This window comes from Martinezella sp. CNPSo 3732 (assembly GCF_057784515.1).
Genome location: NZ_JBXSOO010000011.1, coordinates 64,639 through 88,321, shown reverse-complemented (window position 1 = coordinate 88,321; position 23,683 = coordinate 64,639). Strand labels below are relative to the sequence as shown.

Genomic DNA, 23,683 nt, shown 5'->3' with positions numbered 1-23,683 from the left:
AATCACGCCCGCCATTATCTCTGATGTTCTCCGATATATAGGGCGTTCGCATTGGCAAAAACCATCATCGAGCTGAAGAAGGCGGATTTGACGCTCGGCAATGCCGCCGCATCCGTCCATGTGCTGAAGGGTATCGATCTCACTGTGATGGAGGGTGAGGCCGTCGGCATCGTCGGCCCGTCCGGCTCCGGCAAGTCCACCCTGCTGATGGTACTGGCCGGCCTCGAAAAGCTCGACAGCGGCGAACTTTTGATCCGCGACACGCCGCTGCATAGCCTGAGCGAAGATCGCATCGCCGATTTCCGCGGCCGGAACATCGGCATCGTTTTCCAATCCTTCCACCTGATCGCCAACATGACGGCGCTGGAAAATGTCGCCGTGCCGCTGGAACTTGCGAATGTCCGCGATGCCTTCGCTATCGCCAGGCGGGAGCTGGAAGCGGTGGGGCTGGGCGAAAGGCTCACGCACTATCCCGGGCAGCTCTCCGGCGGTGAACAGCAGCGTGTCGCCATCGCCCGCGCGCTGGCGCCTTCGCCAGCCGTCCTGATCGCCGACGAACCGACGGGCAATCTCGATACCGATACCGGCCGGCAGATCGCCGACCTGCTCTTCGCCCAGCAGGCCGAGCGCGGCACGACCATGCTGCTCGTCACCCATGATCCCGCCCTTGCCGCCCGCTGCTCGCGCCAGATCCGCGTCCGCTCCGGCGAAATCGAGAGCGACAGCATGCGCACGCGCACCAACCAGGCAGCCATTGCATGAGCGCGGCGGGACTTCGCCTGCCCCTCGCCTTCCGCCTTGCCCTGCGCGAATTGCGCGGCGGCCTTGGCGGCTTCTACATCTTCCTTGCCTGCATCGCGCTCGGCACTGGCGCGATCGCTGCGGTCAATTCCGTTTCCCGTTCGATCACCGACGCGATCGCGACGCAGGGGCAATCGCTGCTATCAGGCGACGCCCGTTTCGAACTGCGCAATCGCGAGGCGACGCCGGAAGAATTCGCCTATCTCCAAAGCTTGGGCAAAATTTCCCGCTCCACCGGGCTGCGTTCCATGGCACGTCTGCCCGATGGCTCGGATCAGGCGTTGGTCGAGGTCAAGGCCGTCGACAACGCTTATCCGCTCTACGGCACCTTCCAGGCCGATCCCGATCAGCCCTTGTCGACGCTGCTTGCCGCCAAGGATGGCGCCTATGGCGCCGTCGTAGCGCCCCTGCTGTTGGAACGCCTGAACCTCAAGGTCGGCAGCGATCTGCTGCTGGGCAATACGAAGCTGCGCATATCGGGCACCATCCAAAGCGAGCCCGACGCCGTCTCCGAAGGCTTCGGCTTCGCGCCACGTCTGCTCACCAGCCGCGACGCCCTGATCGCCTCCGGCCTGATCACCACGGGCAGTCTGGTCGAACAATCCTACAAAATCCGCATGGACAACCCCGCAGCCGGCATCCGCAATCTCACTGACCGCGCCAACGCCGCCTTTCCGCAGGCAGGCTGGTCGATCCGCAGCAGTGATCGCGCAGCGCCACAGCTTGCCGACAACGTCACCCGCTTCTCGCAGTTCCTGACGCTGGTCGGCCTGGCGGCGCTCATCGTCGGCGGAGTCGGCGTTGCCAATGCCGTACGCGCCTTCCTCGATTCGAAGCGCACGACCATCGCCACCTTCAAATGCCTGGGCGCGCCGGCTTTCGTCGTTGTGCTGATCTATCTCATCCAGATCGCCGTCATTGCGCTCGCCGGCATAGCGATCGGCCTCGTCCTCGGCGCCATTGCGCCCATGATCGCATCGCAATTCATGGCGGAATTCCTGCCGATTTCGACCGCGCCGCGACTCTATCCCGGCGCGCTGACGCTCGCCGCTCTCTTCGGCCTCCTGACGACGCTGGCGTTCGCCATTCCGCCGCTCGGCCATGCCCGCGAGGTGCCGGCAACGGCGCTGTTTCGCGAGCAGGGCTTCGAAGCGCGACGCCTTCCCGGCTGGCCCTATCTGCTCGCCGCCGTTGTGCTGATGGCGGCACTTGCCGCCCTGGCGATCATCACCGCCTATGATCGCTTCATCGCCATCGTCTTCGTTGTTTCGATCGCCGGCGCCTTCGTCGTGCTGCGCCTGGTAGCAGCCCTGCTTTCCTGGCTTGCCCGCCGCAGCCCGCGCGTGCGCTCGCCGGCCCTTCGCTTGGCGATCGGCAACATTCATCGACCCGGCGCGCTCACCTCCTCCGTCGTGCTGTCGCTCGGCCTCGGCCTGGCGCTGCTGGTGACACTGACGCTGATCGACGGCAATATGCGCCGCGAACTCATGGGCCGCATGAGCGAGCAGGCGCCGAATTTCTTCTTTGTCGACATTCAGGGGCCGGAGCTGGAAGGCTTTCGCAAGATCGTGCTCGACATCGACCCCAAGGGCAAGCTCGTCGAGGCGCCGATGCTGCGCGGCCGGATCGTCGCCTTCAATGGCGAGGATGTCACCAAGATGAAGGTGCCGGCGGCAGGTCAATGGGTCCTGCGCGGCGACCGCGGCATCACCTATGCCGATACGGTGCCGGAAAACGCCTCGGTCACGGAAGGCAAATGGTGGGACAAGGATTATAGCGGCGAGCCGTTGGTTTCCTTCTCCGAAGAGGAAGGCAAGGCGCTCGGCTTGAAGCTCGGCGATAAAGTCACCGTCAACGTGCTCGGCCGCAACATCACTGCCAAGATCGCCAGCTTCCGCAAGGTACAATGGCAGTCGCTGTCGATCAATTTCGTGATGATCTTCTCGCCCAATACCTTCAGGGGCGCCCCGCATGCCTGGCTCGCGACCCTGACCGACACGTCCGCCACCTCGGAACAGGAAGCGGCCATTCTAAGGAAAGTCACGAATACCTATTCGACCATAACAAGCGTACGGGTCAAGGATGCACTCGATGTCGTCAACACGCTTGTGGGACAGCTTGCCACCGCGATCCGCTCTGCCGCGTCGGTGGCGCTCATCGCATCCGTGCTCGTGCTGGCAGGTGCGCTCGCGGCGGGCAATCGCGCCCGCACGCATGATGCCGTCATCCTCAAGACGCTCGGCGCAACGCGGGCGACGCTGATCCGCGCCTTCAGCTACGAATACCTGATCCTGGGTGCTGCCACCGCCGTCTTCGCACTGATCGCCGGGGCGGCATCCGCTTGGTATATCGTCAGCCGAATCATGCATCTGCCCTCGGCCTTCCTGCCCGACGTCGCCCTATCGACGCTCGTCATCGCCCTGGTGCTGACGGTCGGTATTGGCCTCATCGGCACCTGGCGCATCCTCGGCCAGAAGGCCGCCCCTGTTCTGCGTGAGCTCTAACCACTCCGCCGACGGCGCAGAGCCGCCAAAACAGCCCGATGTTACATCGATTTAACATGGGGCCGATCGCTAGACCCTTGTCTATGAGGCCCGAAAGCCTCATATTCTGTGCAGGCATGCTGAGCTCCGCAGCGGCGCCTGGGCCTTGAAAGACCCGACACCGTACTCACATCGGAGCTTGAAAGAGGAAAACATGGCTGACTTTCGCAATTACCAAAACCGGGCGCAGAGCGGTGCGCAATCCGGTGCGATGATAGACGAGGGCCTTCGAGCCTACATGCTCAAGGTCTATAACCTGATGGCGCTGGGTCTGGCGATCACGGGTGTTGCCGCCTATCTCTCCTTCTCGCTCGCTTTCGCAAACGGACAGATCACGGCCTTCGGCCAGGCGATCTATCTGAGCCCGCTGAAGTGGGTGGTCATTCTCGCCCCGCTGGCAATGGTCTTCTTCCTGAGCTTCAGGATCAACCGCATGAGCGTGGCCGCCGCGACGACGACCTTCTGGGTCTACGCCGCGCTGGTGGGCCTGTCGCTGTCGTCGATCTTCATCATCTACACCGGCCAGAGCGTCGTACAGACCTTCTTCGTGACCGCCGCCTCCTTCGGCGCGCTGTCGCTCTACGGCTACACGACGAAGCGTGATCTGTCGGCGATGGGCTCGTTCCTGATGATGGGCCTCTTCGGCCTGATCATCGCGACGCTCGTCAACATCTTCCTGGCTTCGTCCGCCCTGCAGTTCGCCATCTCCGTGATCGGCGTCCTGATCTTCGCAGGCCTCACCGCCTACGATACGCAGCGGATCAAGGAAATGTACTACACCGCCGATGATGCGACGGTGGCTGGCCGCAAGGCGATCATGGGCGCCCTGTCGCTCTACCTGGACTTCATCAACCTGTTCATGTTCCTGCTGCAATTCATGGGCAACCGCCGTTAAGCGCAGCGTGAAATGAGATACGAAAAGGCGGCTTCGGCCGCCTTTTTTGTTTGCTTGCGCACACGCCCTGCGATTTGATAGCTGCCGTCACAAATCCGCAGATCAGGCAATAGAAGCAATGTCCGTCAGCCTCCGCAGTGCAACCTCAGACGACCTTCCCCATATCACCGCCATCTACAGAGATTCCGTCCTCAACGGCACGGCAAGCTACGAAATCACGCCGCCGGGCCAAGAGGAAATGACGGCCAGGTTCGAGGCGATCCATGACAAGGGTTATCCCTATCTCGTTGCGGAAGACGATGCCGGCGCGTTCCTCGGCTATGCCTACGCCTCATCCTTCCGCACGCGGCCAGCCTATCGTTGGATGGTGGAGGACTCGATCTATCTGGCGCCGGAAGCCCGCGGTCGCGGCGTCGGCCGGCAGCTGCTCGATGCGCTCGTCGAAAGCTGCGAGGCGCTCGGCTTCCGCCAGATGATCGCCGTCATCGGCGGCGCCCATCCCGCCTCTGTCGCCGTGCACCGCGCGGCAGGCTTTGCCGAAGCCGGCCTGTTGAAAGGCACCGGTTACAAGCATGGCCGGTGGCTCGATACGATGCTGATGCAGAAGGCGTTGGGTGAGGGTGCGGAGAGCGATCCGGATCCCTCGGTTTATCCAGGGACGTTGTTTGGGGGGTAGTTTCGACCTGCCTGTACGCGGCGCCTCTGGATACCCCCCCTCCGCAAACACGCAGTCAATGACGCCGAACTACTTCTCCACCAGCTTCAGCTGCTTATCGAAAACCTTCAGAACTTGACTCAGCTCATGGCCGCGCTTCAGGATCATACCGTTGGTATTGACGACGGAGAAGGCGCCCTGCTTGGCCGAAAGCTTCGGATCCTTTTCGATGCGGAAAAGCGGCATTTCGCCGGAGCGCTTGAAAACGGAGAAAACCGCCTTGTCCTTCAAATGGTCGATGGCATAATCACGCCATTCGCCCTCGCCGACCATGCGGCCATAGATCCAGAGAATCGCGTCCAGCTCCCGCCGATGAAAGGTCACCGGTAGCGGGTCCTTGCTCTGTTTGTATTCTCTGAGATCAACGACGACGGATGAATTGGTATCGACGGAACGGCTTTCACCGTGTCTCAAATCCGGCTGATCAGTCATCAATCCCCCAGGGGCTATCTCATGACAGGAGAATGACAGTTTGCCTCAGCCACATCAAATTGCAAGACGGCTGGCGGCTCACAATTTCTTTCCCAGCTGTGAAAGCACCTCGTCAGTGCCGCATTTCAGCCAAAACGACGCCCAATTTACAGGAAGTATAGAGGACTGTTTGGCGCCGCCGCGTCAAACGGCCCGGCCGGGACGCATCGATTAAACCCCAGCCCCGAATGCGTCCTCGCCGGGCACCTCCCCTATTGGGCATCAGCCAAAATAGGAAGCCTTTCGACCACGCCAAAATGGAAGACCTCCGGCAAAGCTGGAAAAACCGCTCAGCCGTCCGAACCGACCGTCAAAACAGTCGCCCCGAGAATGGCAGCCGGATCGCCCGAAGATGTCGACGACTGCAGCAGAATCGCGAGGCCTCGCCGGCCGGCCTTATCCAGCACGGTCGACGGCAGCACGAGGCTCATGGCCTTGCCGTCCCACATGCCGACTGTTTCGACATCGGATACCGCGTGCATATAGGCGATCTGCTGCCCGGTATTTTCCCCGCCCTTCGGCGCCACCATCTGTTCCTTGTCGAAATAGACGGCAACCACATTGGCCTTGCCCTGCCCGGCCCCAATCTTGATCTCGAGCTCGTCGCCCTTCATGGCGGCATTGACCGGAACCGTCAGCCCCTCGCCCAGGCGCTCAAATTCGTCAAGCTTGACGTTGATGCCACCGAGATCGGCGCCGTTCATATGGTCCCTGCCATTGACGATCGCCTGTGGCGTATAAACTCCGCTGCGCCCCATCGTACGGGCATAGGCATATTGGCGCGCCGTATTGTCCTTGGACGCCATGGTGTCGTTCCAGCCGAGATAGTTCCAATAATCGACGTGATAGGCGAGCGCCACGACATTGCCCTGACGGATCAGCTTGCGGAACGCCGCATCCGCTGGAGGACAGGAGGCGCAGCCCTGCGACGTGAAGAGTTCGACGACGCCCTTGATCTTCGCAGCCTCCTGCGCATGCAGCGAACTTGCGAGCGCGATGCCTGCCAGAAGTGGAACCGAAAACCGAAGGCGCATTCTATCTTACCTCTGCATCCAATCTCGAGCGCCGTCTGCCTACACGGGCCCTGCAAAACTCGCTTTTTGGGGCGACCAGACCACATCAAGCCCGAAAAATCTGAAACAAGAGATAATAGTTTAGCGCGATGACGCAAAGTCACGATGGGGTGAGGCCGAGGTGAACCGGAAGGCTCGCCATACACATCACCGTGAAAAACAAGAGGCCGCCGGAAGAGTTTTCCGGCGGCCTCCAATAACTGCGTTGAATGCCTATCAGGCAGCGAGATCGCGCAGAACCGTCTGCAGGATGCCGCCATTGTTGACGTAGACGACCTCATCCAGCGTATCGATACGGCAGATGATCGGAACGTCCTTCACCGAGCCGTCGCCATAGGTGATCTTGGCGATCTTGCGTTCGCGCGGCTTGATGTGCTCCAGGCCTTCGATCGTGACCAGTTCGTCGCCCTTCAGGCCGAGGCTTGCCCAGGTGGTGCCTTCCTCGAAGACGAAGGGGATGACGCCCATGCCGACGAGGTTCGAGCGGTGGATGCGCTCGAAGGACTGGGCGATCACGGCGCGTACGCCGAGCAGGTTCGTGCCCTTGGCCGCCCAGTCGCGCGACGAGCCGTTGCCGTATTCGACACCTGCGAAGATGACGAGCGGAACGCCCTCGGCCTTGTACTGCATGGCCGCATCGTAGATCGATGTCTCTTCCTTGGACGGATAATGGATGGTGTAGCCACCTTCCTTGCCGTTCGGGCCGAGCATGTGGTTGCGGATGCGGATGTTGGCAAAGGTGCCGCGCATCATGACTTCATGATTGCCGCGGCGCGTGCCGTACTGGTTGAAGTCGGCAACGCCGACGCCATGGCCGATGAGGTAGGAACCGGCCGGCGAGGCAGCCTTGATCGAACCGGCCGGCGAAATGTGGTCGGTGGTGATCTTGTCGCCGAAGAGGCCGAGAACGCGAGCGCCCTTGATGTCGGAAACGCCGGCGCCCTTCTTGCCCATGCCCACGAAGTAAGGCGGGTTCTGCACATAGGTCGAATTGTCGTCCCAGGCGTAGGTCTGGCCCGGAGGAACCTGCACGGCCTGCCAGTTGGCGTCGCCCTTGAAGACGTCGGCATACTTGCTCTCGTAGAGCTCGCGGGTGACGTACTTCTGGATGAACTCCTGAACCTCGTGCGAGGTCGGCCAGATGTCCTTCAGATAGACAGGCTTGCCATTCTGGTCTTCGCCGATCGGCTCCTTCGTCAGGTCGAGCTGCACCGAGCCTGCGAGCGCGTAGGCGACGACGAGCGGCGGCGAAGCGAGATAGTTTGCCTGGACGTCAGGCGAGATACGGCCTTCGAAGTTGCGGTTGCCGGAGAGAACGCCCGATACGATCAGGCCCTTGTCGTTGATCGTCTTGGAGATCGGCGCCGGCAGCGGGCCGGAATTGCCGATGCAGGTGGTGCAGCCGAAGCCGACCAGGTTGAAGCCGAGCCTGTCGAGATCGGCCTGCAGGCCGGACTTGGCGAGGTATTCGCCGACGACCTGAGATCCCGGTGCGAGCGAGGTCTTGACCCAAGGCTTGGTCTTCAGGCCCTTGGCAACGGCGTTGCGGGCGAGAAGGCCGGCAGCGATCAGCACCGATGGGTTGGAGGTGTTGGTGCAGGAGGTGATGGCAGCGATCGCGACGTCGCCATGGCCGATATCGAAATCCGTGCCTTCGACCGCATAGCGGTTGGAAAGCTGGCCGGGCTTCTTGTATTCGGTTTCCAGCGAGGTGGCGAAGCCGGAAGCGATGTTTTCCAGCGCGATACGGCCTTCCGGACGCTTCGGGCCGGCCATCGACGGCACGACGTCGTTAAGGTCGAGTTCCAGCGTGTCGGTGAAGACGAGGTCGGAACCGTCATTGTCGCGCCACATGCCCTGAGCCTTGGAATAGGCTTCGACGAGCGCGATACGGTCCTTCGTGCGACCGGACATGTTGAGGTAGTGCAGCGTTTCCTTGTCGACCGGGAAGAAGCCGCAAGTCGCGCCGTATTCCGGACCCATGTTGCCGATGGTGGCACGGTCGGCGAGCGGCATATTGTCGAGACCGGGGCCGAAGAATTCGACGAACTTGGAAACCACGCCCTTCTTGCGCAGCATCTGCACGACGGTCAGCACCAAGTCGGTCGCGGTAACGCCTTCCTTGAGCTTGCCGGTCAGCTTGAAGCCAATGACTTCAGGCAGCAGCATGGAGACCGGCTGGCCGAGCATGGCAGCTTCAGCTTCGATACCGCCGACACCCCAGCCGAGAACGCCAAGGCCGTTGATCATGGTCGTGTGCGAATCGGTGCCGACGCAGGTGTCGGGATAAGCGATCGTTTCGCCGTCCTCTTCCTTCGTCCAGACGGTCTGGCCGAGATATTCGAGGTTCACCTGGTGACAGATGCCGGTGCCGGGAGGAACGACGCGGAAGTTCTTGAATGCCTGCTGGCCCCACTTCAGGAAGCGGTAGCGCTCGCCGTTGCGCTGGTATTCCAGTTCGACGTTCTTGGCGAAAGCCTGCGGCGTACCGAATTCGTCGACAATGACGGAGTGGTCGATGACGAGGTCGACGGGAACGAGCGGGTTGATCTTTTCCGGATCGCCACCGAGCGAAACCATCGCGTCGCGCATGGCAGCAAGGTCGACAACGGCCGGAACGCCGGTGAAGTCCTGCATCAGCACGCGCGCCGGGCGATAGGCGATTTCGTTCTCGACGGTGCCCTTGTTGGTCAGCCATTCGGCGACGGCAAGGATATGTTCCTTCGTGACCGACTGCCCGTCTTCAAAACGCAGCAGGTTTTCCAGAAGCACCTTCATGGAATAAGGCAGCTTGGAAACGCCGGAAAGACCATTCGCCTCAGCCTTGGGCAGGCTGAAATAGACATAGTCTTTCCCGCCCACGGTCAGCGTGGAACGACAATTGAAACTGTCAAGAGATTTAGACACGAGATACCCCGTTTCTGATAGCCAACACAGTCGTGCGAACGCCTATGCACTTTATGCACATCAGGATGCGGGTACGGCCATTTCCGCTGTCCGCACGTAAGGCAAAATACCTTAAGTTCGGCGCAAGGATGAAATTCACGCCGACCGCTGGCGTGGTTGCAGGTCTTATAGATAATTTCGTAAAGACTTGCCAGAGTGACAAAGCGCAATTTTGGACAATTTTTTGCGCGTTGCAGCAACGAAAACGGGGAAAGCCTGAGCGAATGCATCTAAGCGCTGAAAATCTGGCGGCAAAGCGGGGCGAAGACCTGATTTTCTTGAATGTTTCCTTCAACTTGGCCGGTGGAGATGCCCTCGTTCTGACCGGCCGCAACGGGTCGGGAAAATCGACGCTTTTGCGTGTTGTGGCAGGCCTTCTGAGGCCGGAAAAGGGTCGTGTCACATTCACCGGAAAGGACGGCGAATCGGGCCGGCCGGCGGGCGAGGCCAGCCACTATCTCGGCCACCGCAATGCCATGAAATCGGAGCTGACAGTCGCAGAAAATCTGATCTTCTGGAAAACCTTCCTCGGCGATATGCCGGGCGGCTCCGGTCTGGATGTCGATGAAGCCGCTGACGCCGTCGGCCTTACCGGCATCGCGCACCTCCCCTTCGGCTATCTCTCCGCCGGCCAGCAGCGGCGAATCGCTTTCGCCAAACTTCTGGTCGCCTACCGCCCTATCTGGATTCTGGACGAACCGACAGCGGCGCTCGACAGCTCCGCCGACAGGCTCTTCGCCGATCTGATCACGGCTCATCAGAAGACGGGCGGCATCGTTCTTGCGGCAACGCACCAGCCATTGGGGTTGGAGAATGTGCAGGAGATGCGGATGACGGGGTTTGCCGGGGTAAGTGAGGGAGTGTGGGGATGATGTCGAGTTTGCCGAGCCTGCGATGCCACCCTCTGTCTCTGCTGAAGAGCTCATCGCTGCGCGATGAGTTACCCCCCTCTGTCACTATCGTGACATCTCCCCCAAAAGGGGGGAGATTGTCGACGGCAGCTGCTTGCCCAAAGCAACTTCGACAGGATCTGCGAGTGCAGAAAGACATTGTTTGGCGTCGAGTGAGCGGCAGGCTACCGATCTCCCCCCTTGTGGGGGAGATGCCCCAAAGGGGCAGAGGGGGGTGGCGAGAAGCTGCTGCTTCTCGCGCCCTGAGCCAGGCGAAAGGCAACCTCCTCATACGATTTGAAAGTCATCACGCATGACCGCCCTCCTCCTCCGCGACCTCAGACTTTCGGTGCGCGCCGGCGGCGGAGCACTGATCGGCATCCTTTTCTTCCTCACCGTCGTTGCCGTCATTCCCTTCGGCGTCGGGCCTGACCTGAAGCTCCTCTCGCGCATTGGCCCGGCCATCGTCTGGATCGGCGCGCTGCTGGCGAGCCTCCTCGGCCTCGACCGGCTGTTCCAGGCCGAGCGCGATGACGGCTCGCTCGATCTGCTCGTCATGCAGGAAACGCCGCTGGTGCTGACGGTTTTCATCAAATGCGCCGCGCATTGGGTCGCGACCGGCCTGCCTCTCGTCATTGCCTCGCCACTCCTTGGCCTCTTTATGAATATGAACGAGACGGCGATCGCCGCGACAGCGCTGACCCTACTCGTCGGTTCGCCGGCGATCACCTTCATCGGCGCGGTCGGTGCCGCCGTTGCCGTGGCGCTGCCGCGCGGCGGGTTGCTGGTCTCCATTCTGGTGCTGCCGCTCACCATTCCCGTTCTGATCTTCGGTGTCAGTGCGACTTATGCCGCCGTCGAGGGGCCGCAACCCTTCCTACCTCCGTTTCTGATCCTGATCGCGCTTACTTTATTCTTCGCCGTCATCGGCCCGACCGCCGCCGCCCTTGCCTTGCGGAACACGACTGATTGATCAGAGGCATTCCAGGAAAAGTGCAAAGCGGTTTTCCGTCCGAAATTGCGTAATAACAAAAGGGTAGAGCGTTTTTGCGTTTCGAAGAAAAGCGGAAGGGCTCTGACGGAGATGCTGTTTCGTCGATCAGAGACAATGCGATCGATTGCCGGAAAAGCCATATCGGGTTAAACAAGCCGCATGAGCGATATCACTGCGATCAGCCGATTTTCCGACCTTGCCAACCCCACGCGGTTCCTGGCCTTTTCGGCGCGTCTCATTCCCTGGCTGGCGACGATTACAGCCATACTTTTCGCGATCGGTCTCTACCTGTCCTTCTCCACTGAGGGGGACTACCAGCAAGGCGACACCGTCCGCATCATGTATATTCACGTTCCGGCCGCCTGGCTGTCGATGATGTGCTACACGATCATGAGCATGTCGGCGATCGGCACGCTGGTCTGGCGCCATCCGCTCGCCGATGTCGCCGGCAAGACGGCGGCCCCGCTTGGCGCCGCCTTTACGCTGATCGCGCTGGTCACCGGCTCGCTCTGGGGCAAGCCGATGTGGGGCACCTATTGGGTCTGGGATGCGCGCCTGACCTCGGTCTTCATCCTGTTCCTGATGTATCTCGGCCTGATCGCGCTGAACCGCGCCATGGACGATCCGTCCAAGGCCGCTCGCGTTGCATCCATCCTGACACTGGTCGGCTTCATCAATATTCCGATCATCAAGTTCTCTGTCGACTGGTGGAACACGCTGCATCAGTCGGAAAGCATCATGCGCATGGATGGCCCAGCCATCGATGCGGAATTCCTCTGGCCGCTCTTCACCATGGCGCTCGCCTTCACGCTGCTGTTCTTCACGCTGCACCTGATGGCGATCCGCAACGAGATCTGGCGCCGCCGCATCGCTGCACAGCGCCGTATGGCCGCGCGCATGGCAAGCCGGGAGGACTAGAATGACGCATCCCTTCTATGTCTTCGGCTCCTATGGCTTTGCCGCCTTCATGATCCTCGCCATCATCGCCTGGATCTGGAACGATGGACGCCTGCGCCGTCGCGAACTCGCCGCATTGGAAGCCTCCGGCATCCGCCGCCGCTCGCAGCGCGCGCCCGCGCCCGAAAGCGAGACGAAATGACTGCGGATACCGACAATAAGGATCAGCCGAAATCCAGCGGCACCGCACGCTATCTGCTGGCGCTCATTCCGCTGATCGTCTTTGCCTGTATCGCATTCGCCGTCGGCAAGGTCATGTATGACCAGGAAGTGCGCGGCACCGATATATCGGCCATTCCCTCGGCCCTGATCGGCACCAAGGCACCGAGATTAGCGCTGGCGCCGCTCGACGGCTCCAACCTGCCGGCACTGACCGATGACGCGATCAGGGGCAAGCTGACACTCGTCAACGTCTTCGCCTCCTGGTGCATCCCCTGCCGAGACGAGCATCCAGTGCTGAAGGAGCTTGCCAAGAGCGGTCAGCTCAACATCGTGGCCATCAATTATAAGGACACGAGCGAAAACGCGCTGCGCTTCCTCGGCGAACTCGGCAATCCCTACAACGCCATCGGCATCGACCCCAACGGCACCGCCGCCATCGACTGGGGCGTCTACGGCATTCCGGAATCCTACCTCGTCTCCCCGGACGGCACGATCCTCTACAAACAGGTTGGCCCGTTCACGCTGACCAGCCTGAAGGAAGGGCTCTATCCGGCGATAGCGAAGGCGCAGGGGAAGCCTGCTCTTTAACTCCTTCTCCCCTTGGGGAGAAGGTGCCCGAAGGGCGGATGAGGGGGACCGAGAAGCGAAGCGACGAGGACCTGAAGCGGCAAAACTGGAGCCGATTCTCCCGGTAACGCCCCCTCACCCGGCGCTATCGCGCCACCCTCTCCCCGATGGGGCGAGGGTGAAAAGATTAAATCCCGCCCTGCCACGTCTTCACCGCCTCGACCGGCCAGACCAGCATCAGCACGTTGAGCGTGAGATTATCGCGGATCAAATAGCCCGTGAGCAGCTCGAAGAAAATGGCGATGGCGACCGTCACCAAGACCGGCGCGCGCCAGGCGAACAGGAAGCCGACCACCATAAACACCGCGTCCATCGACGAGTTGAGAATACTGTCGCCGACATAGTCGAGCGAGATCGTCGCGGCGCGGTAGCGGTTGATGATGATCGGGGAATTTTCAAGAATTTCCCAGCCGGATTCGATCAGCATGGCAACGAAGAGCCGCATCGACAGCGGCTTGCCGCGCATGATCAGATGTGTGAGTCCGAAGAAGAGAAAGCCATGGATGATGTGCGACGGGGTGTACCAGTCGGCAATGTGCTGCGAGTTGCCGCTGGATTTCACCACCGGCTCAAAGAGCTTCACGTAGCCGCAGGTGCAGATCGGCACGCGGCCCATCATATATTCCGCCACGATCTGCACGAGCAAAACGACGGCGCAGGCGATGAACCAAAAGCTCTGTTGCCGGTAGCGGCTTTGGGCGTCGATGGCTTCGCTCATTTGCCGTTTTCCACCGGAGGCTCGACCGTGTGCTTCATGATCAGCGGCATTTGCGAGAGGGTGAAGAGGATGGTGATCGGCATCGTTCCCCAGACCTTGAAGTTCACCCAGAGATTATCTGCGGCCTTTGTGTCCGGAAGATAAAGCCAGTTCGAGCCGCGCCAGACGACTTCGTTGAGCACGGCGAGAACGAAGAAGAAGATACCCCAGCGTAGCGTCAGCTTACGCCAGCCCTCGGCATCCAGCTGAAAGGCGGCGTTGAAGACATAGCCGAGCAGCGACTTGCCGAAAGCAAGCCCGCCGAGCAGCACGACACCGAATAGCGCATTGACGATGGTCGGCTTCATCTTGATGAAGGTTTCGTTCTGCAGGTAGATGCCGAGCGCGCCGAAGATCAGCACCACGATGCCGGAAACGAAGGGCATCAGCGGCAGATGGCCGAGCATGACCTTCGAGACGATGAGTGAGATCACCGTCGCCGCCATGAACAGACCGGTGGCAATGAAGAGCGGGCCACCGAGTGACGCCAGCTGTGGAAAATGCTGCGCCAGCCACTCACCGCGCAGATTGCCGAAGAAGAACACCAGCAATGGCCCGAGTTCCAGCACCAGCTTCAGCATGGGGTGGTGTTTGTCGGCAGCACTTGGGGTGAGATCGCTGTCGCTGGTCGTCATTGCCGCACTTTCCCTGTCGTCACGTTTGTCATCGGATTTGTTCTTATCATTCATTGGCTGTTTACAGCCCCCGTACCGGCAATGGCGTGGGCAAAATCCTCGGCCTCGAACGGCTCGAGATCCTCTACACCCTCGCCAACGCCGATGAAATAGACCGGCAGCTTATGCTTGGCCGAAATGGCGACAAGGATGCCGCCGCGCGCCGTGCCGTCGAGCTTCGTCATGATCAGCCCGTTGACGCCGGCAACGTTGCGGAAGATTTCCACCTGGTTCAACGCATTCTGGCCGGTGGTCGCATCGAGCGTCTGCAGCACGGTATGCGGCGCATCCGGATCGAGCTTGCTGAGCACGCGCACGATCTTTTCGAGCTCCGCCATCAGCTCCGCCTTGTTCTGCAGACGGCCGGCGGTATCGATGATCAGCACGTCGCTTTTGTTGGCCTTGGCCTGCTGGAAGGCATCGAAGGCAAGGCCGGCGGCATCCGCGCCGAGCTTCGTCCCGATGAAGTCCGATTTCGTGCGGTCGGCCCAGATCTTCAATTGCTCGATGGCAGCGGCGCGGAACGTATCGCCGGCGGCCAGCGTGACCTTCAGCCCTGCACCGGAGAGCTTCGCCGCCAGCTTGCCGATGGTCGTCGTCTTGCCGGTGCCGTTGACGCCGACGACGAGGATGACATGCGGCTTGTGGCTGAGGTCGAGCTGCAACGGCTTTGCAACCGGCCTCAGCACCTTGGCGATTTCCTGCGCCATGATGCGGCCGACATCCTCCCCGGTCACATCCTTGCCGTAGCGCTCGGAGGCGAGCGTATCGGTGACGCGCATCGCCGTCTCGACGCCGAGATCGGCCTGGATCAGAAGATCCTCCAGATCCTGCAGCGTCTGATCGTCGAGTTTGCGCTTGGTAAAGAGCGCCGCGATCTGGCCGGTCAGCTGCGACGAGGTGCGCGCCAGCCCGGCGCGCAGTCGCTGGAACCAGGAGAGTTTCTGTTTTGGCGCTTCGGGGACGGGCTCGGGGGTTGAGGCGGCGGTGGAGAAACCTTTGGGCAGGGTGGGGGCTTCGACCGCGGGTTCGCTGGTTTCGGATGAGGGTTCGGAGTCTTTCGACGAAAGTTCCGGGCTTGCCGAGGCTTCCTCACCCCCCTCTGTCCTATCGGACATCTCCCCCACAAGGGGGGAGATCGGTTCAGAGGAGGTTTCCTCGAAAACGACATCGGCCTCAGTATTGGTGGATTGCTCCGACTCGACCGACTGTACTTCTTCAGGCTGCGTTCTCGTCTCGGGCTCGGCGGAAGCAACTGGCTCTACAACCTGCGCGGCCTGTTGTTCCTGCTCAGCCGACGCCTCGCCCTCCAACCGATCTCCCCCCTCGTGGGGGAGATGTCCCGAAGGGACAGAGGGGGGTGACGAGGGCTCGGCAAACTCAGAAGCCGCCGAAACATCTACAGCAGGCGCTTTCTGCTCAACAACAGGCGCCTCAACCCCAGTCAAATCCTCCACAGGCGCCTGCTCCTCGGCCGGCTTTTCGCGGCCGAAGGTGAAGACTTTTTTGATGAAACCGAGCGCCATGAAGTGTCCGTTGAAGCATTAGGCCGCATCGGCGGCCAGAAGTTGCATGTCGAGGTGCTTGCCATTGTGGCCGGTGATTGCGACCTGCACAAGGTCGCGCGGGCGAAGGCCGGAGGCGGCGACAAGCGTGAAGTTTTCCGTATGCGCCAGTCCGCCATTCTCCACAAGCAGCCATTGCCGCGTGCCGACCATCTTGTCCAGATGGGCCTGGTGCAATCTCTGCCCGGCCTCGCGCAGGCGGGCGGCTCGCTCCTTGATCAAGCGGCGATCGAGTTGCGGCATGCGGGCGGCTGGCGTGCCCGGGCGTGGGCTATAGGGGAAAACATGTAGATGCGCGATGCCGGCCTCTTGCGCCAGACTGACGGCATTGGCGAACATTTCTTCCGTCTCAGTCGGAAAGCCGGCGATCATGTCTGCGCCAAAACTCGTCTCGGGGCGCAGGCGCCGCACATCCTCGATGAAACGCACGGCATCGGCGCGCGAATGCCGCCGCTTCATGCGCTTGAGGATCATATCGTCGCCATGCTGCAGCGAGAGATGCAGATGCGGCATGAAGCGCGGCTCTTCGGCGATGAGATCCATCAGATGCTGATCGGCCTCGATGCTGTCGATCGAGGACAGTCGCAGCCGGCGAATCTCGGAGATCTGCTTCAGCAGAGTTTTAGCAAGCAGGCCAAGCGTCGGCGCACCCGGCAGATCGGCGCCATAGCTCGTGGCATCGACGCCTGTCAGCACGATCTCGCGATAGCCGCTTTCGACGAGATTGCGCGCCTGATCGACAACGGCACCCATCGGTACCGAGCGAGAATTACCCCGGCCATAGGGAATGATGCAGAAAGTGCAGCGATGGTCGCAGCCATTCTGCACTTGAATGAAGGCCCGCACATGGCCATCGATATGGCGGATCATCTGCGGGGCGGTCGCCCGCACACTCATGATATCGTTGACGCGCAGCTTCTCTTCCGCCGAAACGCCGAAATCGGGAAGCGCACGGTAGGAAGCGCTCTTCAGCTTTTCCTCGTTGCCGAGAACGGCATCCACTTCGGCCATCTCGGCGAAGGTCTGCTTCTCGGTCTGCGCCGCGCAGCCTGTCACGATGATGCGGGCATGCGGATTGTCGCGGCGCGCGCGGCGGATCGCCTGCCGCGCCTGGCGCACGGCCTCGCTCGTCACGGCGCAGGTATTGACCAGAATGGCATTGTTGAGCCCGGCTTTCTCCGCCTCGGCCCTCATCACTTCGGATTCATAGGTATTGAGACGACAGCCGAAGGTAATGACCTCGACCCCGCTCACCGCGCTTGAGCCCCCTGCTCCGGATCGCGCGAGAAGCTGCCCGTCACCGGATCGACGGTGCCGGACCACTCCCATTCGGCAGGCCCGGTCATGACGACATGGTCGTTACTGTCTAGCCATTCGATGGTGAGCTTGCCCGGTGCAGGCGCCGAGGCGACGTCGATCGTCACCTTGCGGCCAGTGCGGCCGGTGCGGGCGGCGCTGACGGCAGTCGCGCAGGCGGCCGAACCGCAGGCAAGCGTCAGGCCAGCGCCGCGTTCCCAGGTGCGGGTGCGCAGCGAGGTCGGCGAAAGCACCTGCGCCAGCGTGATATTGGCGCGCTCGGGAAACATCGGATGGTTTTCGAGCAGCGGGCCGAAACGATCGAGATCGAAGGACATCGGGTCCTTGTCCACCCAGAAGATCGCATGCGGATTGCCCATTGAGGCAACCGAGGGCGAATGCAGGACGGGATTGTCGATCGGCCCGATCTGCAGCTCGATGCGGCTGGTATCGGCAAATTCCTCGGCAAGCGGGATCTTGTCCCAGGCAAAGACGGGGGCGCCCATATCGACCGAGATCGTGCCATCCTCATGCTCTCTGGCATTCAGGATGCCGGCGACAGTCTGGAAGGTGAACACCTTTTCGCCGGTTTCGGCCGCCAGCGCCTGCACGACGCAGCGCGTACCATTGCCGCAGGCCTGCGCCTTCGTGCCGTCGCAGTTGAGGATGTCGATCCAGGCATCGGTGCCCTGCAGCTTCGGATCGTGGATCGCCATGATCTGGTCGAATTGAGTGGCCGGATCGGCATTGAGCGCGATCGCCGCGGCTGCCGTCACCACATCCTTGCGGCCGCGCATGTCGACGACCAGGATCTTGTTGCCAAGCCCGTTCATCCTCGCGAATTCGACCGTATTGCTCATGATGCCATATCCGTCCGTGTTTCGAGCTGTATATGGCGGAATTGCGGGGGAATTACCAGTGGGTGATGGCGCGCAACGTGGTATGGTGAACGATGCGCAGGATAAGCGCTAGTCCGATCTACGCAACTCCGTCGCAAAAAGACCGTAACGAGTGCCGTGGCCGGCGACGATGATATGGGTACCGGTCGCAAGGCCTTTCCTGAATTCATCTGACACACCGCACACTTTGTCGAAACCGATTATGAGCCCCTGAAGCTGCAAAGGCGAATAGCAATGCTTTTCATAATGGTTGTCGGCGCGACCTACCGTGTAGGGAAGCTCTGCATGGTGCCCAACGAACAGGGCCAGCATCATAGGCCAAGCCATGACTGCCGTCATATAGCCTCCCAAATAACCAAGGACTGGAGAGAACAGGATACCCAGAACCGGCTTCAACCCTCGTTCATACGTTCCGTTCTGTAGCTGCCTGGTGGCGCCAGCCAACACTAGACAAAGTAAGAGCAGCGCAGTTCCTGCGCCCACTGCGACACCCCACCAACCGATTGATGCTATCCATTCAGTCGACGGAAGGAAGCGATAGCCTGCGAGCCCTGTGCAAACTAGAAAGAGGATTACAATCGGTAGGCAAAAAAGCAGCCAGCCCAACGCAGCAAACCTAGCCGATCTTGCTAAGATGTGCCCGCTTTTCCAATCCCCAGATCCGCCCATCAAGCAACCACCATCACAACTAATCAACGAATTATATCGTATACCATCGATTGTTAATTCAAGACGCATGCACTGCGATCAATTACTATGCCGCGTCTCGCCGCTGATTGGAGTCGTGAGTTTGAGAGTGCCGCCGCTCTGTTGCATTACTTTGTGCTATGAGCATCGCCGTAGGCCGACTTAATGTTAAAAAAAATGGCGCTTCATGTCGGATTGTCAAACATTACCACGTCCTAGGCTCGTCCACTCCGTCAAACCATAGGGATTATGACCATGCCGAATACCATAAGCCTGCACCGCGTCCTCGCCACCAGCCCGGAAAAGGTCTATCGCGCATTCATCGAAGCCGACGCACTTGCCAAGTGGCTGCCGCCGAATGGCTTTGCCTGCAGCGTGCACCACTTCGAAGGAAAAGTCGGCGGCGCGTTCAAGATGTCGTTCCGCAATTTTACGACCAGTGAAGTCCACGCTTTCGGCGGTGAATATATCGAGCTCGTTCCCGGCGAACTGGTGCGTTACACAGACAGGTTCGACGACCCCAACCTGCCCGGCCAAATGGAAGTGACCGTGACCTTGAAGAAGGTTCTCGTCGGCACAGAGGTCAACATCACCCAGGCCGGCATCCCCGATGTCATCCCACCGGAAGCCTGCTATCTCGGCTGGCAGGAATCGCTGATCAATCTGGCGAAACTGGTTGAGCCTGAGATTAAGCAGTAAGGCACGTTGAGGCTGAAAATTCCTTCTCCCCTTGGGGAGAAGGGGGGTGGCCCAAGCGCCAACGCTCACACGAGAGGCACGTCGAAAACTTCCCCTGCCCTGAGCGGGCGAAATCGATCCGGCTCGATGCCTTCTGCCTTCAGCGCGGCATCCAGCGCCTGAACGGGCGCATCGATGCCCTCATCCGTCAGCTGGAAGGTCGCGAAGTGATGCCCCGCGACATAGGCCGCGTTGCAGAGCTTCATACCCTTCACCGCCTCTTCCGGATTCTGGTGCTGGCCTTTCATAAACCAGCGCGGCTCGTAGGCGCCGAAGGGCAGGATCGCGAGGCGAAAGCCGCCATGTTTGCGGGCGACCGCTTCATAGTTGATGCCATCGTGAAAGCCGGTATCGCCGACATGATAGATCTTGCCCGCTGACGTCGTGAGCACGAATGCCGCCCAGAGCGCCATGCGCCGGTCGCCCATGCCGCGCGCCGACCAATGGTGACAGGGCTCGGCATCGATCGTCACTCCGCCTCTGACCTCCACGCGATCGCCCCAGTCGACCACGGTGATGTCGGCATCGGGAACGGCGCGGCGGATGATCGTATCGTTGCCGAGCGGCGTGACGATCTTTGGCCGATGCGCCTGCTGCAGGCGGGCAAGGGTCACGAGATCGAGGTGGTCGTAATGATTATGCGTGACAAGCACGAGGTCGATATGGGGCAGATCCTCGAAGCGGATGCCGGGCGGCACCACCCGCTTCGGCCCGACGGAGCGGAAGGGGCTGACCCGCTCCGACCAGACGGGATCGGTCAAGATATTCAATCCGGCAATCTGTAGGAGCATCGACGCATGCCCAACCATGGTCACGCGCATCTGCTCGCCGAAAACATGCCGGTCGGGCTTTGCCGCCGGAAAGGCGCTGATAACGGGATTGGGCCAGCGCACCCGGCCACCACCCAACTGCCAGCGCAAAAGATCGAACGCACCGCCCGGCTCAACGCCACCTGGATTGAAGAAACGCTGGCCGTCGAAATGATCGGAGACTGGCCCCTGATAATAGGGATTTTTCTTGGCAGAGCCTGAGGAGCTTGTCATGGCTTATCCACCCCTTGCGCGTCTGTCGCCTCATCGGCCAGCAAATCGATCCTGGCGAGCCATTCCGCCACCTCCTGCGCCGTCAGCGTCTCCTCCAGCACGACATTCGCCGGCATGGCGAAAAGCTGCGGCGTGAAGAAACTCGTGTCCCACAACGCCGCGCCTTCGACCGGAGGTGAAAGCAGGATGATCTGACGGTCATCGACACGGGAAATCGTCTCGACGGAGGCCTCGCCGGAAACATCGACAAGACCCGACTCATCCGGCCGCACCGTCCGATAGCGCCACCACGGCTCGTCATTGCCCTCTTCGGCCACGGTCACGCAGCGCGCCATGTCGACAATGAGCCGGTTTGGCGCACGGCCGCCAGCAAGCCGCTCGCCGAAAGCCGCCTGGACCAGCGTGAACAGATGAAAGCAATTGACGATATTCTCATAGCGCAGACGAAAGCCCTGGCGGCTCGGCAGGTGCAGCACCAGCAGTTCATCGCTGCGGCTCAGAAGCACTTGGCGAACCCAAGCCGCCCCCGGCGTGTAATCCTGCAATTCCGCAAGCTGCGCCATCAGTGCCTTGTTGCCAGCAGCGAGTGCACGCTCCTGCGGCATGCCGGAAAGATGCGAAACCGCCGATTGGCCGAGCAGCTGGAACGCGTCGAGCAGCTGCCTTTGCCGCGGGCTCAGCTCCTTGCGGCCGGCAAAGCCACGATGGATCTGCGGCAGCCACGCCTGATACAGCTCCCAGACGGCCGGACCGCTGCGCTCGACCGACCCGCCCTTTTCGACGATGGTGCCGAGCATATTGGCAAGAACGGCGGCTCCAGGTGGCGGCAGGCGGCTGAGCTCTCGCGCCGCCCGCGCCGCGATCTTCGGCTGGGCCTTGGCGCTGGCATAGAAGGCTTGCGCCGCCGCGTTGAAACGGGTGTCGACCCGGCCGCCGGCGTAAGCGCGACACGCGGCAAGAAGATCCGTCAGGGCTGCATCATTCATTCGAAACGGTCTCGGGGAATCACTTGACGGCTGGGATCGATACAACAATTTGAAAACGGTGATACGGTCAAATCGACATCGATATGGCGATCTCATTCGTGCATTTCAGGCATTTCGGCCGCATTGGGTTGACTTTGCCGGCCTTTTCCTGTTTATCGCCCGCAATCTGCGACGAGCACAAGCCTCCGAGCCACCGACCGGGACCCAAAAAGGTATAAAGAGATCCCGGAGGTCAACACCCGACAGCGCGATGCGCCCTCGGGTGCTTTTTGGCTTTGCGTCTTGTTTTCGTCATGGAAAAGCACGACGTTTTCGGGCGAGGAACCGCGCACAGGCGCAAATCCAAATCCCAAGCGATCGATAAGGAAGAACCGATGTTTGAAAACCTCCAGGACCGTCTTGGTTCCATTCTGAATGGACTGACAGGCCGCGGTGCGCTCTCGGAAGCCGATGTTTCCGCAGCGCTGCGCGAGGTTCGCCGCGCGCTGCTCGAAGCCGATGTGGCGCTGGATGTCGTTCGCTCCTTTACCGATCGTGTCCGCGAAAAGGCCGTTGGCGCCGAAATCCTGAAGTCGATCAAGCCCGGCCAGATGGTCGTCAAGATCGTTCATGACGAGCTGATCGAGATGCTCGGCGGCGAAGGTGTGGGCATCGACCTCAACGCGCCGGCCCCGGTCGTCGTCATGATGGTCGGTCTGCAGGGCTCGGGCAAGACCACCACGACGGCGAAGATCGCCAGCCGCATGACGAGCCGCGACCGCAAGAAGGTCCTGATGGCCTCGCTCGATACGCGCCGTCCGGCGGCGCAGGAGCAGCTGCGCCAGCTCGGCGTGCAGACCGGCGTCGACACGCTGCCGATCATATCAGGCCAGTCGCCGACCGACATTGCCTCTCGCGCCGTGCAGGCCGCCAAGCTCGGCGGCCATGACATCGTCATCCTCGACACCGCCGGCCGTACGCATATCGACGAGCCGCTCATGGTCGAGATGGCGGATATCAAGAAGAAGTCCAATCCGCACGAAATTCTGCTGGTTGCCGATAGCTTGACCGGTCAGGACGCCGTCAACCTTGCCCGCAATTTCGACGAGCGCGTCGGGATCACCGGCCTCGTACTGACCCGTATGGACGGCGACGGCCGCGGCGGTGCGGCCCTTTCGATGCGCGCCGTGACAGGCAAGCCGATCAAGCTGATCGGCGTCGGCGAAAAGATGGGCGAGCTGGAAGAATTCCATCCCCGCCGTATCGCCGACCGCATCCTCGGCATGGGCGACATCGTTTCGCTCGTCGAAAAAGCCGCCGAGAATATCGACGCCGAGAAGGCGGCCGCCATGGCCGCCAAGATGGCCAAGGGCAAGTTCGACCTTAACGATCTCGCCGATCAGCTCGGCCAGATGCAGAAGATGGGCGGCATGGGCGGCATCATGGGCCTGATGCCTGGCATGTCGGGCATGAAGGACAAGATGGCTGCCGCCGGCCTCGACGACCGCCTGTTCAAGCGCCAGCTCGCCATCATCTCCTCGATGACCAAGGCCGAGCGCGCCAATCCGGACCTCTTGAAGCATTCCCGCAAGAAGCGCATCGCCGCCGGCTCCGGCACCGACGCCTCCGACATCAACAAGCTTCTGAAGATGCACCGCCAGATGGCGGACATGATGAAGATGATGGGCGGCAAGGGCAAAGGCGGCATGATGAAGCAGCTGATGGGCGGCCTTGCCGGCAAGATGGGCCTCGGCGGAGGTATGGGCGGCATGCCCGACCTGTCGAACATGGACCCCAAGCAGCTCGAAGCTCTGCAGAAGCAGGCCGAAGCCGCCGGCCTCGGCCGTCCCGGTGGCTTGCCGGGTAGTTTGCCAGGCCTCGGCGGCGGTGGTGGTTTGCCTGGTCTTGGCGGCGCCAAATTGCCAGGCCTCGGCGGTGGTTTCCCGGGGCTTCCCGGTTTGCCGAAGAAGAAGTGAAAAGGATCG

At 61.1% G+C, this 23,683-nt stretch carries 22 protein-coding genes; 11 read left to right on the top strand and 11 right to left on the bottom strand.

Features of this window, described 5'->3' with window-relative positions; translation table 11 throughout:
- The first annotated feature begins 51 nt into the window (after positions 1-51).
- From AC13RM_RS18675 to AC13RM_RS18660, 4 genes are all read left to right on the top strand, one after another.
- Entirely contained in the window at positions 52-762 is a 711-nt protein-coding gene (locus AC13RM_RS18675) for an ABC transporter ATP-binding protein (RefSeq protein ID WP_113231489.1), read from the top strand.
- A complete protein-coding gene (locus AC13RM_RS18670) occupies positions 759-3,305 on the top strand; it encodes an ABC transporter permease (protein WP_488555407.1) in 2,547 nt (848 codons plus the stop codon). The genes AC13RM_RS18675 and AC13RM_RS18670 overlap by 4 nt, the downstream gene beginning before the upstream one ends.
- 193 nt (positions 3,306-3,498) lie before the next feature.
- Positions 3,499-4,239: a Bax inhibitor-1/YccA family protein gene (locus tag AC13RM_RS18665; protein WP_075853634.1), complete on the top strand. Its 741-nt coding sequence runs from the start codon at positions 3,499-3,501 to the stop codon at positions 4,237-4,239.
- A gap of 118 nt (positions 4,240-4,357) precedes the next feature.
- Positions 4,358-4,915, top strand: coding sequence for a GNAT family N-acetyltransferase (locus AC13RM_RS18660; RefSeq protein ID WP_488555406.1), 558 nt, complete (start codon positions 4,358-4,360; stop codon positions 4,913-4,915).
- Positions 4,916-4,984: 69 nt separating this feature from the next.
- Here AC13RM_RS18660 and AC13RM_RS18655 read toward each other — a convergent pair whose 3' ends face one another.
- The 3 genes from AC13RM_RS18655 to acnA all read right to left on the bottom strand — a co-directional run bounded on the left by AC13RM_RS18655 (position 4,985) and on the right by acnA (position 9,405).
- Positions 4,985-5,386, bottom strand: coding sequence for a DUF2794 domain-containing protein (locus AC13RM_RS18655; RefSeq protein WP_113231486.1), 402 nt, complete (start codon positions 5,384-5,386; stop codon positions 4,985-4,987).
- A 329-nt stretch (positions 5,387-5,715) separates the two neighbouring features.
- Positions 5,716-6,459: a DUF1223 domain-containing protein gene (locus AC13RM_RS18650; RefSeq protein WP_374819399.1), complete on the bottom strand. Its 744-nt coding sequence runs from the start codon at positions 6,457-6,459 to the stop codon at positions 5,716-5,718.
- 255 nt (positions 6,460-6,714) lie between these two features.
- Complete coding sequence (gene acnA, locus AC13RM_RS18645; protein ID WP_488555405.1) at positions 6,715-9,405, bottom strand: aconitate hydratase AcnA; 2,691 nt, start codon at positions 9,403-9,405, stop codon at positions 6,715-6,717.
- A gap of 263 nt (positions 9,406-9,668) precedes the next feature.
- On the opposite strand from acnA, the gene ccmA reads away from it, so the two are divergent.
- From ccmA to AC13RM_RS18620, 5 genes are all read left to right on the top strand, one after another.
- The gene (gene ccmA / locus AC13RM_RS18640; RefSeq protein WP_374819403.1) at positions 9,669-10,316 is read left to right on the top strand and encodes a heme ABC exporter ATP-binding protein CcmA; all 648 of its coding nucleotides are present in this window, start codon (positions 9,669-9,671) and stop codon (positions 10,314-10,316) included.
- 331 nt (positions 10,317-10,647) lie between these two features.
- On the top strand, positions 10,648-11,307 hold the full coding sequence (ccmB, locus tag AC13RM_RS18635; protein WP_374819405.1) for a heme exporter protein CcmB: 660 nt from the start codon (positions 10,648-10,650) through the stop codon (positions 11,305-11,307).
- Positions 11,308-11,487: 180 nt separating this feature from the next.
- The gene (locus AC13RM_RS18630) at positions 11,488-12,246 is read left to right on the top strand and encodes a heme ABC transporter permease (protein WP_374819407.1); all 759 of its coding nucleotides are present in this window, start codon (positions 11,488-11,490) and stop codon (positions 12,244-12,246) included.
- Between the two features lies 1 nt (position 12,247).
- Complete coding sequence (gene ccmD / locus AC13RM_RS18625) at positions 12,248-12,427, top strand: heme exporter protein CcmD (RefSeq protein ID WP_488555404.1); 180 nt, start codon at positions 12,248-12,250, stop codon at positions 12,425-12,427.
- Complete coding sequence (locus AC13RM_RS18620; RefSeq protein WP_374819411.1) at positions 12,424-13,035, top strand: DsbE family thiol:disulfide interchange protein; 612 nt, start codon at positions 12,424-12,426, stop codon at positions 13,033-13,035. Before ccmD ends, AC13RM_RS18620 begins: the two co-directional genes overlap by 4 nt.
- Positions 13,036-13,201: 166 nt before the next feature.
- Here AC13RM_RS18620 and AC13RM_RS18615 read toward each other — a convergent pair whose 3' ends face one another.
- The 6 genes from AC13RM_RS18615 to AC13RM_RS18590 form a co-directional block, all read right to left on the bottom strand.
- Positions 13,202-13,792 carry a DUF2585 domain-containing protein gene (locus AC13RM_RS18615; protein WP_374819413.1) on the bottom strand — a complete coding sequence of 197 codons (591 nt, stop codon included), beginning with the start codon at positions 13,790-13,792 and terminating at the stop codon, positions 13,202-13,204.
- Positions 13,789-14,466 (bottom strand): septation protein A, encoded by a 678-nt coding sequence (locus AC13RM_RS18610; RefSeq protein ID WP_374819415.1) that lies wholly within the window; start codon positions 14,464-14,466, stop codon positions 13,789-13,791. The genes AC13RM_RS18615 and AC13RM_RS18610 overlap by 4 nt, the downstream gene beginning before the upstream one ends.
- A 50-nt stretch (positions 14,467-14,516) precedes the next feature.
- Positions 14,517-16,031, bottom strand: a complete 1,515-nt coding sequence (gene ftsY, locus AC13RM_RS18605) for a signal recognition particle-docking protein FtsY (protein ID WP_374819417.1) — start codon at positions 16,029-16,031, stop codon at positions 14,517-14,519.
- A gap of 18 nt (positions 16,032-16,049) precedes the next feature.
- Complete coding sequence (mtaB, locus tag AC13RM_RS18600) at positions 16,050-17,324, bottom strand: tRNA (N(6)-L-threonylcarbamoyladenosine(37)-C(2))-methylthiotransferase MtaB (RefSeq protein ID WP_374819419.1); 1,275 nt, start codon at positions 17,322-17,324, stop codon at positions 16,050-16,052.
- Positions 17,321-18,226 carry a diaminopimelate epimerase gene (gene dapF, locus AC13RM_RS18595; RefSeq protein WP_374819421.1) on the bottom strand — a complete coding sequence of 302 codons (906 nt, stop codon included), beginning with the start codon at positions 18,224-18,226 and terminating at the stop codon, positions 17,321-17,323. The genes mtaB and dapF overlap by 4 nt, the downstream gene beginning before the upstream one ends.
- Before the next feature lie 108 nt (positions 18,227-18,334).
- Entirely contained in the window at positions 18,335-18,604 is a 270-nt protein-coding gene (locus AC13RM_RS18590) for a hypothetical protein (protein WP_374819423.1), read from the bottom strand.
- A 603-nt stretch (positions 18,605-19,207) separates the two neighbouring features.
- On the opposite strand from AC13RM_RS18590, the gene AC13RM_RS18585 reads away from it, so the two are divergent.
- Positions 19,208-19,651: an SRPBCC family protein gene (locus AC13RM_RS18585; protein WP_374819425.1), complete on the top strand. Its 444-nt coding sequence runs from the start codon at positions 19,208-19,210 to the stop codon at positions 19,649-19,651.
- A gap of 65 nt (positions 19,652-19,716) precedes the next feature.
- Here the strand turns inward: AC13RM_RS18585 and AC13RM_RS18580 are convergent, their stop codons facing one another.
- Entirely contained in the window at positions 19,717-20,733 is a 1,017-nt protein-coding gene (locus AC13RM_RS18580; protein ID WP_374819427.1) for an MBL fold metallo-hydrolase, read from the bottom strand.
- Positions 20,730-21,719 carry a hypothetical protein gene (locus AC13RM_RS18575; protein WP_285176682.1) on the bottom strand — a complete coding sequence of 330 codons (990 nt, stop codon included), beginning with the start codon at positions 21,717-21,719 and terminating at the stop codon, positions 20,730-20,732. The genes AC13RM_RS18580 and AC13RM_RS18575 overlap by 4 nt, the downstream gene beginning before the upstream one ends.
- Before the next feature lie 374 nt (positions 21,720-22,093).
- On the opposite strand from AC13RM_RS18575, the gene ffh reads away from it, so the two are divergent.
- Positions 22,094-23,674 (top strand): signal recognition particle protein, encoded by a 1,581-nt coding sequence (gene ffh / locus AC13RM_RS18570; RefSeq protein WP_488555403.1) that lies wholly within the window; start codon positions 22,094-22,096, stop codon positions 23,672-23,674.
- The last annotated feature ends 9 nt before the right edge of the window (positions 23,675-23,683 follow it).

Bases quoted from the DNA above. Each gene is read 5' to 3' on its own strand.
- AC13RM_RS18580 (WP_374819427.1), bottom strand. From the start codon at position 20,733: ATGACAAGCTCCTCAGGCTCTGCCAAGAAAAATCCCTATTATCAGGGG.
- AC13RM_RS18615 (WP_374819413.1), bottom strand. From the start codon at position 13,792: ATGAGCGAAGCCATCGACGCCCAAAGCCGCTACCGGCAACAGAGCTTT.
- AC13RM_RS18630 (WP_374819407.1), top strand. From the start codon at position 11,488: ATGAGCGATATCACTGCGATCAGCCGATTTTCCGACCTTGCCAACCCC.
- dapF (WP_374819421.1), bottom strand. From the start codon at position 18,226: ATGAGCAATACGGTCGAATTCGCGAGGATGAACGGGCTTGGCAACAAG.
- AC13RM_RS18575 (WP_285176682.1), bottom strand. From the start codon at position 21,719: ATGAATGATGCAGCCCTGACGGATCTTCTTGCCGCGTGTCGCGCTTAC.
- ccmD (WP_488555404.1), top strand. From the start codon at position 12,248: ATGACGCATCCCTTCTATGTCTTCGGCTCCTATGGCTTTGCCGCCTTC.
- ffh (WP_488555403.1), top strand. From the start codon at position 22,094: ATGTTTGAAAACCTCCAGGACCGTCTTGGTTCCATTCTGAATGGACTG.
- AC13RM_RS18610 (WP_374819415.1), bottom strand. From the start codon at position 14,466: ATGACGACCAGCGACAGCGATCTCACCCCAAGTGCTGCCGACAAACAC.
- AC13RM_RS18660 (WP_488555406.1), top strand. From the start codon at position 4,358: ATGTCCGTCAGCCTCCGCAGTGCAACCTCAGACGACCTTCCCCATATC.
- AC13RM_RS18650 (WP_374819399.1), bottom strand. From the start codon at position 6,459: ATGCGCCTTCGGTTTTCGGTTCCACTTCTGGCAGGCATCGCGCTCGCA.
- ccmB (WP_374819405.1), top strand. From the start codon at position 10,648: ATGACCGCCCTCCTCCTCCGCGACCTCAGACTTTCGGTGCGCGCCGGC.
- AC13RM_RS18670 (WP_488555407.1), top strand. From the start codon at position 759: ATGAGCGCGGCGGGACTTCGCCTGCCCCTCGCCTTCCGCCTTGCCCTG.
- AC13RM_RS18620 (WP_374819411.1), top strand. From the start codon at position 12,424: ATGACTGCGGATACCGACAATAAGGATCAGCCGAAATCCAGCGGCACC.
- AC13RM_RS18585 (WP_374819425.1), top strand. From the start codon at position 19,208: ATGCCGAATACCATAAGCCTGCACCGCGTCCTCGCCACCAGCCCGGAA.
- AC13RM_RS18665 (WP_075853634.1), top strand. From the start codon at position 3,499: ATGGCTGACTTTCGCAATTACCAAAACCGGGCGCAGAGCGGTGCGCAA.
- ftsY (WP_374819417.1), bottom strand. From the start codon at position 16,031: ATGGCGCTCGGTTTCATCAAAAAAGTCTTCACCTTCGGCCGCGAAAAG.
- AC13RM_RS18655 (WP_113231486.1), bottom strand. From the start codon at position 5,386: ATGACTGATCAGCCGGATTTGAGACACGGTGAAAGCCGTTCCGTCGAT.
- AC13RM_RS18590 (WP_374819423.1), bottom strand. From the start codon at position 18,604: ATGACGGCAGTCATGGCTTGGCCTATGATGCTGGCCCTGTTCGTTGGG.
- ccmA (WP_374819403.1), top strand. From the start codon at position 9,669: ATGCATCTAAGCGCTGAAAATCTGGCGGCAAAGCGGGGCGAAGACCTG.